Raw genomic sequence first — 12,806 nt, 5'->3', positions numbered from 1 at the left:
ATCGTAACTTCAACAAACTCGCAACAGGCCACAACTACTGTAACGGATTCGCCAGCAGACTCAGCTCGGGGTTGTTTTCAAGTGCTTCCTTACAATAATCACATGTAACTCGAACGGTAATATCACCACCGGAATTATACGCTATTATATCCCTCCGCTCGTCGGGGGTCAAGAAATGAAAACCGAGCTGCGCTTCTGTGATTTTGGCTGAATCAATCTGGCCAATAAAGGTACGGCAATGCCGACATACATAATTCACTGACATAATTATGCCTCCTGAACATGGTTTATACATCCAGTATGCCCAGATTGTCCAAATCGAAGTCGTCATAATAATCTTTTTTCCAGTGTTACTAGCCTTGTTACTGCAATGTATCAGCCGTTGAATTTGGCCATCGTTTGCTCAAACGTATTCGTTAAACTATATTCCAGCGCATCACATGTTTGCTCAATCGTCTGCTCTAGCGATTCTTTTTCTTTTTTCATGAACGTTGACAGTACATAATCTACAATGGCATGTCCCGGATCAGGTCTTGATATCCCCATACGAACCCGGTTAAACTGTTGTGTACCCGTGTGTTGAATAATGGACTTGATCCCATTATGTCCACCGGCACTGCCCTGATAACGCAAGCGCACCTTGCCGATCTCTGTATCCATATCGTCGTATACCACGATTAAGTCTTCCAGACTCACTTTATAAAAATCCATGTATGCTCGAACCGACTCACCCGAAAGGTTCATATAGGTCATCGGTTTGATCAGTACTGTTTTGACGCCTCCAATGTTGCCTTCTCCAATCAGTGCTTTACACTTGTTTTGTGTAATGGAAATGTTATGGCGATCTGCCAATCGATCCAGTGCCATAAAACCGATATTATGCCGGGTTTTAGCATAGTTTGAGCCTGGATTACCAAGTCCGACAATCCACTTCATCTTGTTCCCTCCTTTGATCATCCATTAAGTGAGGCATAGACTTCGAATGTTATATTTCATATAATATCAGGAAAGTACGTATCGAACATTTATCCACCTAGGAAGGTGAGCGGGTTTTGCGCGAAGATAACGGACAACTGACTCAACATAGTGACTTTATTTATCATCTGGAACATCACGTACCTGTACAGGTGTATGATCGTGACACCCATATCGAGATTGGTGTGATTACCCGTTTCGATAGTCAATTTGTCGAAATTGCTGATACGCTCTTTCACAGACGTCGCTTCCGCTTTATTTCCCGCCCGGGATATTAATTCGCCAGCGCGGTTGGTTTCTATCACATTAAAAACGGCACGCCGACAGGGGTTACATTTTCCGTTCAACCGGAAGACGTAACCCCTCTACTACTTTATGCAGACATCCTATTCAATTTCAAACAGCTTGCTGATTGACAATTCCTCATGAACCCGGATGATCGCTTCCCCAAGCAATGGTGCCACAGAGAGCACTTTAAGCTTACTTGTTGGATTTGCATGTGTAATTGGAATTGTATCCGTCACAATGACTTCCTTCAGCGGCGCATTTTCCAAACGTTCCATCGCAGGGCCAGACAATACCGGGTGAGTACAGCATGCGTATACTTCCTTCACGCCGCCTTCCATCAGAGCATTCGCTCCCAGTACAATTGTTCCGGCAGTATCAATGATGTCATCAATCAGAATCGCTGTTTTACCTTCGATATTACCGATAATATTCATAACTTCGCTGACGTTCGGCTCAGGACGACGTTTGTCGATAATCGCAAGCGGTGCATTCAGGAAATCAGCCAGTTTACGCGCACGAACCACACCACCGTGGTCAGGTGACACAACAACCGGGTTCTCAATCTGTTTCGAGCGGAAATACTGAGCCAGAATCGGTACTCCCAGCAGATGATCGACTGGAATGTCGAAGAACCCCTGAATCTGCATCGCATGCAAGTCCATTGCGATTACACGTGTTGCGCCTGCTTTTTCAATTAGGTTGGCAACAAGCTTGGCCGTAATCGGATCACGTGAACGTGCTTTGCGATCTTGGCGAGCATAACCGTAATACGGAATAACAACGTTAATTGTTTTGGCCGATGCACGTTTCAATGCATCAATCATAACCAGCATTTCCATCAGATTGTCATTAACCGGCAAGCAAGTTGACTGCACGATATATACGTGACAGCCACGAACACTCTCGGAGAGTTTCACTTGAATCTCGCCATCACTAAAGCTGGTTGTATGAGATTCACCCATAGGAATCCCGATATAATCAGCAATTTGATGAGCAAGCTTGGGGTTAGAATTGCAAGTAAATATTTTTAATTTCGAGTCAAAATAAGTCATAAAATAAAAACCCTCCGTGCTGGTTCATTGGAATCTATAAGCGTCTGCGACATGTCGGCACCTCCCGGGTAGCGGGAGGCAATTGGTTATCAAAACCCCTTATTCGGGTTTGGTGTTTTGTTTCTTGGCTTTTGCACGTCCGCGGATTTTCTCCGCATAACCTGCTTTGTTTTCCTGACGTGGACGAGCAATCGCCAGATCATTCTCAGGAACGGAATGTGTTACGGTAGAGCCCGCAACGACATAAGCGCCTTTTCCAACCGTGATCGGTGCAATCAAGTTAACGTTGCTGCCTACAAAAGCATCATCTTCAATGGTTGTTACAGCCTTATTATATCCATCATAATTGACCGTTATTGCCCCGCAACCAACATTTACGTTCTTACCTACCTGTGCATCCCCGATATAACTGAGATGTGACACTTTAGATCCTTCATCAATTGTAGCATTTTTCACTTCAACAAAGTCACCAATTTTTACTTTACGGCCTAACTTGGTGCCAGGGCGCAGATTGGCAAAAGGACCTACGGTTGCATCCGGGCCAACTTCTGCCTGGGAAAGCACCGAATGTTTAATCGCAGCACCATCTTGGATAATACTATCCTCAATATCTGCATGAGGACCGATATGACATGCTTCGCCAATCGAAGTAGTACCTTTAAGAACGGTTCCCGGATACAGTACTGTATCTGATCCAATCGTAACATCTGCTCCGATATATGTCGATGAAGGATCAATAATTGTTACCCCGTTCAACATATGGCGCACAGCCAGACGTTCGCGCATGTATGCTTCTGCTTGTGAAAGGGCAAGTCTGTCATTAACTCCGATGGATTCTGCGATATCGTCAGACATATAAGCTTCGACGACTTCTCCCTCGCTCTTGAAAATGCCAACGACGTCTGTCAGATAATACTCGCCCTGAGCGTTATGATTCGTTACCTTCTCCAGAGCCGCAAACAGCTTTGCATTATCAAAGCAATACGTGCCTGTATTAATTTCCTTTACGGCATCCTCTTGCGGTGTGCAATCCTTTTGTTCAACGATTCGCTGTACAGAACCATCTTCCCCGCGGATCACGCGTCCATATCCCTTCGGAATGTCGAGCTCAGCTGTGAGTACTGTAGCCGCTGCGCCGCTTTCCTCGTGCAGCTTCATCAGACCTTCCAGAGTCTCGCTGGTAACGAGTGGTGTGTCGCCACAGACTACAATCGTTGACCCATGTTCATTACCGAGCAAGGATTTTACCTGTTTCACGGCATGACCTGTACCGAGTTGTTCCGCTTGAAGTGCGTACTCTGCTCTGGAACCTAAAAATGACTGCACCGCTTCGGCCCCATGACCGACAACAACTACGCTACGTTCAACGCCTGCGCGAAGTGCTGCATCCAGCACATGTCCGACCATCGGTTTACCGCATACGGGATGCAGTACTTTGTACAATTTGGATTTCATTCGTTTGCCCTGCCCTGCGGCAAGAACAATTGCCATGCGTTTCAAAATTAACGACCTCCTGTTCTGAAAACCCCATTGAATACCTTACACATTCCATCTCCAATGAGAATCATTCAGCCGGCTTCAAGCCGGTCTTGTTCATCGCCTGCTGTCTCTGTAATCACGCGTAACAACATAGTCACGAGTGTATCATGACCTCATCGTAACGCCGTGTACCTGCGAGCTTAACTGAATCCCAACGATTCCTAAGATGCCGCTCTGCTACCGAACGCAGGATGCGCTCCGGTTCTCTTTTGAATAAACTCAATACTGAATATATCTTATTCCGATCAAAAAGAAAAGAGAGCCATAAGACATGGCTCTCTTTTCCTTCGAACCCCAATAATGTTCTCAGGCACCTTCTTCAATGACTTCTTCCTCAGTAGCTGCACGATCGTACTCAGTTAATACTGCTGCCTGAATCTTCTCACGCGTACCAGAAGAGATCGGGTGGGCGATATCACGGAACTCTCCGTCAGGAGTCCGCTTGCTCGGCATTGCAACAAACATTCCGTTGTTACCATCGATGACACGAATGTCATGAACGACGAATTCGTTATCGATGGTAATGGATGCGATAGCTTTCATTCTCCCTTCCGAGTTAACGCGGCGGAGTCTGACATCCGTAATTTGCATGTGTGTGTTCACCACCTTTTTCCATCAGAACTTGGTGTATAATTCCACACAGCCTATACGAACTCCTTCTTTTTATGACCATAAAAATATCCTAATTTCAGGAATTTTTTTATTTAATACACAATTCGACAACGTTAGTGCCAGGTCGATGGAAAAGAACCTTTCCCGACATGTAATTCGTCATTATTCTACAGGTTAAAATAGTTACCTGGCGAGACAGAAATGTGTCTGGTCTTGGCATCAACCGCCGTCAGCTTCGCGAGAGATACATAATCCGTCAGCAGACGCTCCTCTGAATCTACTGAACCTGATTCCACCAACACACCAACTCCCGCCACCGTAGCATTAAACTCTGCAAGCAGATCAATCATGCCTTGGACGGTACCCCCGGCTTTCATAAAATCATCCACGATCAGTACACGGGAATGTTCTTTCATCGCCCGGCGAGATAGGGACATGGTATGCAGACTTTTGTGCGATCCCGATACATAATTAATACTTACGGCCGATCCTTCCGTAGCTTGATGGTCCCTGCGAACGAGTACAACAGGAAGGTTAAGCTGGGCTCCAGTCGCATAAGCTAGCGGAATGCCTTTGGTTTCAACCGTCATGACTACATCAATATTCATATCGCCAAAAGCCGTTGCAAAGATTTTGCCCGCTTCATTCATCAGGGCCGGCTGTCCAAGAAGATCGGACATATACAGATACCCTCCTGGTAAAATCCGATCCGGTTGCGCAAGCTGTGTAGACAGCCGCTCAGCAAAAGCAAGAGCATGCTCTTCCGATACTTTCGGTATCCACTTCACTCCACCAGCAGCCCCTGCCAGCGTATGCAGTTCTCCTGACCCACCTTCTTCGAACACTTCCTTGATAATAGCCAGGTCCTCACTGATGGACGACTTGGCAGCACCATAACGTTCGGCAAATGTGGTGAGTGGAATCACCGTATGTGGTCTGGATAATAAGTATTGCGTCATTTCAACCAGCCTTGAGCTTCGTTTTAACTTCTTCACAGAGATCCATCCTCACGATCACGGAAACATCCAAATCCGAATAATTATTTAAAAATATACCACCTTTATACGTGTTTGTACATTATAAATAGTAAACTTACGTTAACAACCTTACAGCGTAGACTTCTTTGCAGAACCCCCGAAGTCCGTTATAAATACGTGCTACTTTGGCTTCCTTGGATACAAGCCCAAATACGGTTGGTCCACTGCCAGACATCAATACTCCGTCTGCTCCAAGACGAATCATCGCATCCTTGAGATGCTGCACTTCCGGATATAGCTTGAGCGTCACATCCTCCAAGACATTGCCCATCTGATTGCAGACCTCTGTAAAGGATTGACTGCGAATGGCCTGTTCCATTCGGGATGCACTCGGATGCCGAACAATCTTGTCACTGCGGAATCGTCCATATACATCTGCTGTAGACACATTGATTGGAGGTTTAGCTAAAATAACCCAGCATTGAGGCGGGTTAGGAATCGGGGTTAACTTCTCCCCACGCCCAGTGGCCACTGCAGTGCCGCCTGTGATACAGAATGGAACATCCGAGCCCAATTCTGCGCCCAGCTCTTGCAACTCCTGATCTGGTATATTCAGCCGCCATAGACGGTTTAATCCGCGCAGCGTTGCTGCTGCATCACTGCTACCACCGGCAAGGCCAGCAGCAACCGGGATTTTTTTGTCCAGATGAATGTGAACCCCGGTACGTACGTTATAACGTTCCTTAATCAATCTTGCTGCCTGAAACGCCAAATTTTTCTCATCGAGCGGGATATAACCCGCCTGGCTTGAGATGACAATCGTATCTCTAGGAAGTTCCGACATCTCCAGTCGATCGGCCAGATCAACCATCGTCATGATCATTTCAACTTCATGAAATCCATCACTTCTTTTATGTAGAACATCCAACATCAAATTAATTTTAGCAGGCGCTTTTTCGTAAATTTTCAAGACGTTCACCCGTCCTCACCTTTTCCCTAAGACAACTTAACATATTATATCAAAATGGGGCTGTCAAGTCATTTGTATTCCACATCTATGGGGAAAAAGCGGGGTGGTTTTTGAGAATTGCCCCGCTCTCCATTCTGGATAAACCTGATTATGATTTACGCGCTGCCTGTTCAGCCATTTGAATCGCTCGTTTCACCATGTTACCGGCATCCTTGGCTTTAATACCGCCCCAACCTTCCTGTTGAACAGTATCGTAGAATCCCAAATCCTTAGCCAGTTCGTACTTCAGTTCTTCCGACATGACACTTTTTCTTCTTCGACTCATGAACCATCCTCCTCCAAATCTTATTCAATACACAATGAGTCCCCGCGATACGAATTTGTTCATCCCCAAGTCTTGGTTCAACCTCCCTGCCTTGACAGTGAGCTTTTCCCGACTTGTTCACATAGTATGCCGCCTACATTCCGTAGTCATTCCTGCATATGTATGGTTTCGTGCTTGTGAGAAACTGAATTTATTAAAAGAATACAAAAAAAGCGATCCACCTAATAGGTGAATCGCCCGTAAACCAAAGCTTACGTCTCCATGTTGTAAGAGCTAGTCTCGCTGCCGGGGTCAAAGACCATGACTTCCACAGACTCCGTAAGTATATCCGCATAACTGTATGATACTCGCTTGAAGGTTTCTTGTTCCTCATCAAGCTTTACAATAAAAACAGAAGGGTACGTTTCTTCCAATACACCTGTACGCTCAATCGTCTTACGGCGGCCACCATTAGCCCGCAGCGTGATTTTCTGACCAATATGTGCATCGAGATTGCGTTTGATATCCAACAGCGTATTTTTAGCCATTGTGGACGTCCACCTCTTTTCTTGTCCATTATACTGTATTTTACAGTCAATGTCAAATCAAAACTAAATATTATATCAGCACTAAAAACTCATTGTCAATGAATTTTTTCGCAAAACAAAAAAGCCCTTTTCAGGGCCCTTTTTGAATCGCAATATGAAGTTCGTATGACGTCATTATTGTCCTGCCACATGACCAAATCATACTGCGGATGGATTCACTTTTAGCGTAGATAAATCGTTAAGTCCCGGCAAACCTACCCGGTAACTGCCCTTCGTTTCCACACCGCCTACACCTTGGATGCCACTAATGGTGTTATGCAGTACATCATTCATGTTTACGGTATCACGAACAGACGTAAAGGAGGCCTTAGCAGCCACGTAAACCGGATCAAGTGCGTGGATGAGAATTCGCCCTGGCGAACTAGCAAAGTTCGCACCCGCACGCAGCAGTGCTTCAAAGTGAGACTGGCATGCTCCTGCAATAATCGTCAGCGCATCCAGATGACGCTCGTATTGCCTTGCAACTTGAATAGCCGAGACAAAGTTTTGCGAATTTTTATAGCTCCCCAGACTGTAGAGATCATAGGGCTGGCGTGTCTTTAACACACCGTCATGGCCCGTAATCACAACGATATCCGGACGAACTTTGGGTAGCAAACGATATAACGTATCTGCCATTGCCGACTCATGTACATACTGCCCCTCTGCAGGAACACGCAGCTGCTCATATAGATTCATACTTTTCTTCAGATAATTCGGGTCGCCGTCCAGATGCAATACCTTCCCGGGCATTTCAAAATAGGCGGGCTCTTGCTGCGCAGTCCATTCTTGCATCAGACCTTCCCGGTTGCGCTCAGCCTGCTCCATGCGATTCTGTTGCAAGCGTGAGAGCGTCTGATGAGCTTTAATATGTGCCTGACGTGTCTTTGCACTCTGTGGTTCATAAGGAACCTGTATCAAATCGTTCACCGGGGAGTCTGCCAGCAAGCGGAACTCGGTCCCTTTAATGACCGCAGCATCCGACTGGAGTCCTTCTACCCGGAATGTCACATCGCCGCCGTATGACTTCCGAACGACCAAGTCTCCGATATTCATCACCATTATCACCTCTACCCCATCGTATGGGCAGAGACCCGGATTGGTTCATTGAAATTAAAGCTCGCCGCGAACCCCAGCTTCCCACATTACGGTGCTAAGGGTTGCATATTCCTGTAGACTCAATGTCTCACCACGCCGTGAAGGTTGAATGCCTGCCTGTTCTAACAGAAGGTCTGCCTGCTCCCTGTTCTCCTTGGTGAAGAAACGAGCCTTGAGATTATTGGAGATTGTCTTTCTCCGCTGGGCAAATGAAGCCTGTACCACCTCGAAATAGTGTGCTTCGTTCGGAACCTGTACTGGCAGTTGCTCACGCACCTTCAGCTTAATTACCGCAGACTCTACATTCGGCTGTGGGATAAATACCGTAGGCGGCACAACACAGACCAGTTCTGGCATACTGTAATACTGCACGGCGATGCTTAGGCTACCATAATCTTTGGAACCTGGTGCAGCCGCCATGCGCTCGGCTACTTCCTTCTGTATCATGACCACAATGCTATCCACTGGCAACTTTTCTTCCAAGAGCTTCATCATGATCGGAGTCGTTACATAATAGGGCAAGTTGGCCACTACGCTTACCTTATTAACGGAGGCAAAGTCCGTGGCAAACAGTTCTGCCAGATTCAGCTTAAGTACATCTCCATGATGAACGCGTACGTTAGGGTAGGGTTCCATCACTTCTCCAAGAATCGGTAACAGGCGCTGGTCAATCTCAACCGCTGTAACAGGACCCGCTATACGCGCAAGGCGCTCTGTAAGTGCTCCAATACCCGGACCAATCTCCAGCGCTCCCTTGGACTCGTCCAAATCAGCTGCGCCTACGATTTTGTTCAATATATTTTGATCGATCAAGAAGTTCTGACCCAGACTTTTTTTGAAAGAGAATCCATGCTTTTGAATAATTTCTTTGGTACGTTTGGGTGTTGCTATTTCAATGGTTTGCTCCATATCCTTCATATGCTCACATTCCTTCACGTTCGATTTGCGCTAACGCGCCGGAGAACTCTTCTCTTGTAATTTGAAATACACTCAGCCGTTTGTGGAACTGCTTGCCGTTACAATACCCGATACCAAGAATGTTACCCATCTCCATACGGCGTGCGGCTGCTTGAGGGTGTATAATTAGTCCCGCTTCGATGAGATCCTCCCAATCGATTAGACTAGGTGCACCCTCATAGGAGGTGTGTACGCGAGCAAGTGCATGACGAATCGCTTCCGGTGAAGCATTCTCTACCCCGATATCTCCCTTACGCGTTGCATCCGCTTCTGGGATGAAGGCATGTTTGCAACCAGGAATCTTATTGGCAATAATTTTACGGATACGCTCTCCCGCATGATCCGGATCCGTCAGGATAATGACGCCACGTCTCTCTTGAGCAAGTGCAATTCGCTTCAGAATACGCTGATTAATGGCAGAGCCTCCGGTTTCAATCGTATCTGCTTCGACCGCCCGACGAATCGCTACCGTGTCGTCACGCCCCTCCACAACAATCACTTCTTTTATCATGTTCCTTTTCTTCCTTTCTAACGCAAAAAGAAGAGGAATATCCTCTTCTCTGCCAAACGGCGGAGGAGACTGAAGTCAGGCCCCTCCGCCGCATATTCCGCATGAATCATTCATGCAACTATTTTATAGCATTCCCATTTCAAAGTAAAACGATTTTAGTTCGCTTCCGGCTTAACCGGACCAATGACATAGACCGTTTTGCCTTTTTTACGTCCGAAATTCAGGGCGTGCTTCACACTGTCATAATAAACGTCAATTTTGTTGCCTTTGATAGCGCCGCCTGTATCTTCCGCACGACGGAAGCCGAGGCCCTCAATGTATACCCACCAGCCGATTGGAATGACCTTGGGATCAACTGCAATGGTGCGCCCTTCCGTTACACGAGTACCGGAAGCTGTTTTAGTACCAATGCCCGGCTCTTCCGAAGAGTAGGCTGTCATCGATACATTTTTCAGAACTTTAGAATATTTAAAAGAGTTCCCGGAGACCGTAATCACCTTGCTGCCCGAGGCAGATGTTTTCTTCGAGTTCGTTGTTACAGCTTTTTTGGCAGTTGAAGTTTTGGCCGATACCAATTGAACCTCAGGTTCCTTCACAACCGGTTTAGCCTTCGTACCTACCGCGATTACTTTATCTACACGATTGGAGGCGACCGTCTTACCCACCACTTTTTTGGAGACGAGTTCTCCATCTTGAAATACTTTTTCGATATGTTGCACGATTGTGCCTTCCTTGCCTTTCACAACAACACGGTTATCCCCTTGGAACAAACTAGGATCTGCCGTTTTCACAACCTTGTAAGCAATCGGGTGTTTCACATCCACTGTATGCTTTGTTACACGCACTACACGAATCTTCATATCCGCCTTAATTGCGGTTCCAAGCGCTGGATACACTTTATCATGATTTGCAACTTCAATACCTGCTTGCTGAATTACACCCTGTACCGACGAATCGGTTGTATAAAGAGTCTTGGTGTCTCCGTCTGCCGTAATGTTAACTGGAACGGCCCGCTCAATAACGATTCGGTCTCCGTCGGTAATCGCCCCATTCATGGGCATGGATACCTTATCGTGAGGGCTGACTGTGATCGACTGCTCCTCCAGCATTTCCTGAAGCATTCCTGTACGAGTCTCTACCACTTGAGCTTTGCCGTCAATAACCAGTGAAACCTGCTTCCCGGCCTGACCGTAAACGACTAACAAGATCATGATTGCAAGCGCAATTGAGAATATCGCGATCAGTGCCATTTGACGCAAGTTCTCATGCTTCCACCGCAACGCGAAAGACTTACTGGATGATCGTGACTCATGGGTCTCTTCTGGTTGGAATATGCCCACTTCTCCGTCCTCCTTCATAGCCTCGCCGTCTAAAGTAATGCATGATGTCTTTGACGCGACTATAACAATTTTTCTACAGAACACAGATCAGAGATAATGACCGGTTCTGCACCATGAACCCCTCTTCGCAACATGATGTCATCCTCCTGAATACCTACCGTATGATGACGATATTTCTTTTATTCAAAACAAAAAAAGCCAAAGAAAGAGTGTAAGAGACCCTTTCGTGGCTTCCGAATGATTTTGAATATCGGAAATTCATGCACGAGGTTGCCTCTCTTTTTCCGCTTGCGAGGTTAGCTGTCGGGTTCGGGCGAAAGAGAGCCGCCCTATCTTAGGTCACCCGCTCATGGCGGATGCCCTTGAATTCACCCCGAGACCCAAAGAAGAAATCAAATACGGCTTCGCAAAACATTCCACTGCTTTTGGGTCAGCGAACGATGCGCACCGGCTAGATTCACCGATGTTTAAGCCCTATTGGTTCCCCCGCTCTCCGTTAACGGAGACTCAGCGAGATTGATTCATGAAAGTAATGTTGTCTCATCGGAAAGTGTCCCTTTGTTCATCCCCCGAACATCTGTCCAATTTTCCGCGCAACAATTCACTGAAAAGATGATATCCTGTTTTGATGCATGTTGTAAAGCGCGGATCAAGTACGTTTTTCTAAATATTTGGTTAAAATATTGTAATATTCTTCAATTATTCGATGCAAAGAGCAAATTAACTCTTTGTATCTCCCTTTTTCACCTGATTTACTCGTTTTCTTAACGAATCCCAAATCGTTCCATGGCATTTTTGGTGGTAATTGCGGCAATTTCCTCTACCGAAATGCCTTTAATTTCCGCAGCTGCCTCAGCAACCAGACGTACATGCGCTGTCTCATTTCGTTTTCCACGATAAGGATGCGGTGTCAGATACGGGGAGTCCGTTTCTAAGAAAAATCGATCCATCGGAACCTTAGCGAGCACCTCTTTTGGTTGCTTCGCATTTTTGAAAGTGACCGGTCCTCCAAAGGACAGATGGAACCCTAAATCCAGACACAATTTTGCCGTTTCCCAGCTACCTGAGAATGAATGCATCACACCTCCAACCTCTCCGGCTTTCTCCTCGCGTAAAATACGTACAATGTCCTCATGAGCATCCCGACTATGGATGACAATGGGCATATTCAATTCCCGTGCCAATGCAATTTGTTGTCGTAATACGCGGTGCTGCACCTCCTTAGGAGAAGTGTCCCAATGATAGTCTAGACCGATTTCTCCAATCGCTACCACTTTCTCATGTTTGCACAATGATGCAATCCATTCCAGATCACCCTCTTGCATCGTAATAGCATCTACCGGGTGCCATCCTACTGCTGCGTGGATAAAATCATACGTTTCGGCCAGCTTCATCGTCGTTGGAATGGTCTCTCGATTAAACCCGATATTAATCATGCGAGTCACTCCCGCCTGGACAGCCCGCTGAATCATGTCCTCTCGGTCTTCGTCGAATTGTGGTGCATCCAGATGAGTATGCGTGTCGAATAACATGCTTTCTCGTTCTCCCTTCATGTCGAAAGTCAAATGCCAATTATTTATTCAAGGAATTCCTCTT

Annotated in this window: 15 protein-coding genes and 1 riboswitch; of the genes, 1 reads left to right on the top strand and 14 read right to left on the bottom strand. The window is 46.4% G+C overall.

Annotated elements, in window-relative coordinates; all coding sequences use genetic code 11:
* Positions 1-34 precede the first annotated feature (34 nt).
* Positions 35-265, bottom strand: coding sequence for an anti-sigma-F factor Fin family protein (locus M3629_RS27045; RefSeq protein ID WP_251511933.1), 231 nt, complete (start codon positions 263-265; stop codon positions 35-37).
* Positions 266-375: 110 nt separating this feature from the next.
* Complete coding sequence (pth, locus tag M3629_RS27040) at positions 376-936, bottom strand: aminoacyl-tRNA hydrolase (protein WP_251511931.1); 561 nt, start codon at positions 934-936, stop codon at positions 376-378.
* 116 nt (positions 937-1,052) lie between these two features.
* Here pth and M3629_RS27035 point away from each other — a divergent pair, with 116 nt between their 5' ends.
* Positions 1,053-1,253: a hypothetical protein gene (locus M3629_RS27035; protein ID WP_090924609.1), complete on the top strand. Its 201-nt coding sequence runs from the start codon at positions 1,053-1,055 to the stop codon at positions 1,251-1,253.
* Between the two features lie 108 nt (positions 1,254-1,361).
* Here the strand turns inward: M3629_RS27035 and M3629_RS27030 are convergent, their stop codons facing one another.
* From M3629_RS27030 to M3629_RS26975, 12 genes are all read right to left on the bottom strand, one after another.
* Positions 1,362-2,315: a ribose-phosphate diphosphokinase gene (locus tag M3629_RS27030; protein WP_017691370.1), complete on the bottom strand. Its 954-nt coding sequence runs from the start codon at positions 2,313-2,315 to the stop codon at positions 1,362-1,364.
* A gap of 99 nt (positions 2,316-2,414) precedes the next feature.
* A complete protein-coding gene (glmU, locus tag M3629_RS27025; RefSeq protein ID WP_435368284.1) occupies positions 2,415-3,806 on the bottom strand; it encodes a bifunctional UDP-N-acetylglucosamine diphosphorylase/glucosamine-1-phosphate N-acetyltransferase GlmU in 1,392 nt (463 codons plus the stop codon).
* A 354-nt stretch (positions 3,807-4,160) separates the two neighbouring features.
* A complete protein-coding gene (spoVG, locus tag M3629_RS27020) occupies positions 4,161-4,445 on the bottom strand; it encodes a septation regulator SpoVG (protein ID WP_017691372.1) in 285 nt (94 codons plus the stop codon).
* Positions 4,446-4,633: 188 nt separating this feature from the next.
* Positions 4,634-5,461 (bottom strand): pur operon repressor, encoded by an 828-nt coding sequence (gene purR, locus M3629_RS27015; RefSeq protein WP_251511929.1) that lies wholly within the window; start codon positions 5,459-5,461, stop codon positions 4,634-4,636.
* A gap of 97 nt (positions 5,462-5,558) precedes the next feature.
* Positions 5,559-6,413 (bottom strand): 4-(cytidine 5'-diphospho)-2-C-methyl-D-erythritol kinase, encoded by an 855-nt coding sequence (gene ispE / locus M3629_RS27010; protein ID WP_251511985.1) that lies wholly within the window; start codon positions 6,411-6,413, stop codon positions 5,559-5,561.
* 148 nt (positions 6,414-6,561) lie between these two features.
* Positions 6,562-6,738 carry a small, acid-soluble spore protein, alpha/beta type gene (locus M3629_RS27005; RefSeq protein ID WP_251511928.1) on the bottom strand — a complete coding sequence of 59 codons (177 nt, stop codon included), beginning with the start codon at positions 6,736-6,738 and terminating at the stop codon, positions 6,562-6,564.
* Positions 6,739-6,989: 251 nt separating this feature from the next.
* Positions 6,990-7,265 carry a biofilm formation stimulator Veg gene (gene veg, locus M3629_RS27000; RefSeq protein WP_090924605.1) on the bottom strand — a complete coding sequence of 92 codons (276 nt, stop codon included), beginning with the start codon at positions 7,263-7,265 and terminating at the stop codon, positions 6,990-6,992.
* Positions 7,266-7,463: 198 nt separating this feature from the next.
* The gene (gene yabG / locus M3629_RS26995; RefSeq protein WP_251511926.1) at positions 7,464-8,360 is read right to left on the bottom strand and encodes a sporulation peptidase YabG; all 897 of its coding nucleotides are present in this window, start codon (positions 8,358-8,360) and stop codon (positions 7,464-7,466) included.
* Between the two features lie 57 nt (positions 8,361-8,417).
* A complete protein-coding gene (gene rsmA, locus M3629_RS26990; protein WP_435368283.1) occupies positions 8,418-9,320 on the bottom strand; it encodes a 16S rRNA (adenine(1518)-N(6)/adenine(1519)-N(6))-dimethyltransferase RsmA in 903 nt (300 codons plus the stop codon).
* 4 nt (positions 9,321-9,324) lie between these two features.
* Positions 9,325-9,870 carry a ribonuclease M5 gene (gene rnmV, locus M3629_RS26985; RefSeq protein ID WP_251511924.1) on the bottom strand — a complete coding sequence of 182 codons (546 nt, stop codon included), beginning with the start codon at positions 9,868-9,870 and terminating at the stop codon, positions 9,325-9,327.
* 155 nt (positions 9,871-10,025) lie between these two features.
* A complete protein-coding gene (locus tag M3629_RS26980) occupies positions 10,026-11,210 on the bottom strand; it encodes a ubiquitin-like domain-containing protein (protein WP_251511923.1) in 1,185 nt (394 codons plus the stop codon).
* A gap of 269 nt (positions 11,211-11,479) precedes the next feature.
* Positions 11,480-11,733, bottom strand: a riboswitch (cyclic di-AMP (ydaO/yuaA leader).
* Between the two features lie 241 nt (positions 11,734-11,974).
* Complete coding sequence (locus M3629_RS26975) at positions 11,975-12,742, bottom strand: TatD family hydrolase (RefSeq protein ID WP_251511921.1); 768 nt, start codon at positions 12,740-12,742, stop codon at positions 11,975-11,977.
* Positions 12,743-12,806: the final 64 nt, after the last annotated feature.

The sequence above is a fragment of the Paenibacillus polysaccharolyticus genome, assembly GCF_023714295.1.
Classification (GTDB): Bacteria; Bacillota; Bacilli; order Paenibacillales; family Paenibacillaceae; genus Paenibacillus; species Paenibacillus polysaccharolyticus_A.
This window is presented reverse-complemented; position numbering and strand designations above follow the sequence as displayed.

What these genes read in the sequence shown, in the direction of transcription:
- M3629_RS27045 (WP_251511933.1), bottom strand. Translation starts at nt 265, where the DNA reads ATGTCAGTGAATTATGTATGTCGGCATTGCCGTACCTTTATTGGCCAG.
- pth (WP_251511931.1), bottom strand. Translation starts at nt 936, where the DNA reads ATGAAGTGGATTGTCGGACTTGGTAATCCAGGCTCAAACTATGCTAAA.
- M3629_RS27030 (WP_017691370.1), bottom strand. Translation starts at nt 2,315, where the DNA reads ATGACTTATTTTGACTCGAAATTAAAAATATTTACTTGCAATTCTAAC.
- glmU (WP_435368284.1), bottom strand. Translation starts at nt 3,806, where the DNA reads ATGGCAATTGTTCTTGCCGCAGGGCAGGGCAAACGAATGAAATCCAAA.
- spoVG (WP_017691372.1), bottom strand. Translation starts at nt 4,445, where the DNA reads ATGCAAATTACGGATGTCAGACTCCGCCGCGTTAACTCGGAAGGGAGA.
- M3629_RS27005 (WP_251511928.1), bottom strand. Translation starts at nt 6,738, where the DNA reads ATGAGTCGAAGAAGAAAAAGTGTCATGTCGGAAGAACTGAAGTACGAA.
- veg (WP_090924605.1), bottom strand. Translation starts at nt 7,265, where the DNA reads ATGGCTAAAAATACGCTGTTGGATATCAAACGCAATCTCGATGCACAT.
- yabG (WP_251511926.1), bottom strand. Translation starts at nt 8,360, where the DNA reads ATGAATATCGGAGACTTGGTCGTTCGGAAGTCATACGGCGGCGATGTG.
- rsmA (WP_435368283.1), bottom strand. Translation starts at nt 9,320, where the DNA reads ATGAAGGATATGGAGCAAACCATTGAAATAGCAACACCCAAACGTACC.
- rnmV (WP_251511924.1), bottom strand. Translation starts at nt 9,870, where the DNA reads ATGATAAAAGAAGTGATTGTTGTGGAGGGGCGTGACGACACGGTAGCG.
- M3629_RS26975 (WP_251511921.1), bottom strand. Translation starts at nt 12,742, where the DNA reads ATGTTATTCGACACGCATACTCATCTGGATGCACCACAATTCGACGAA.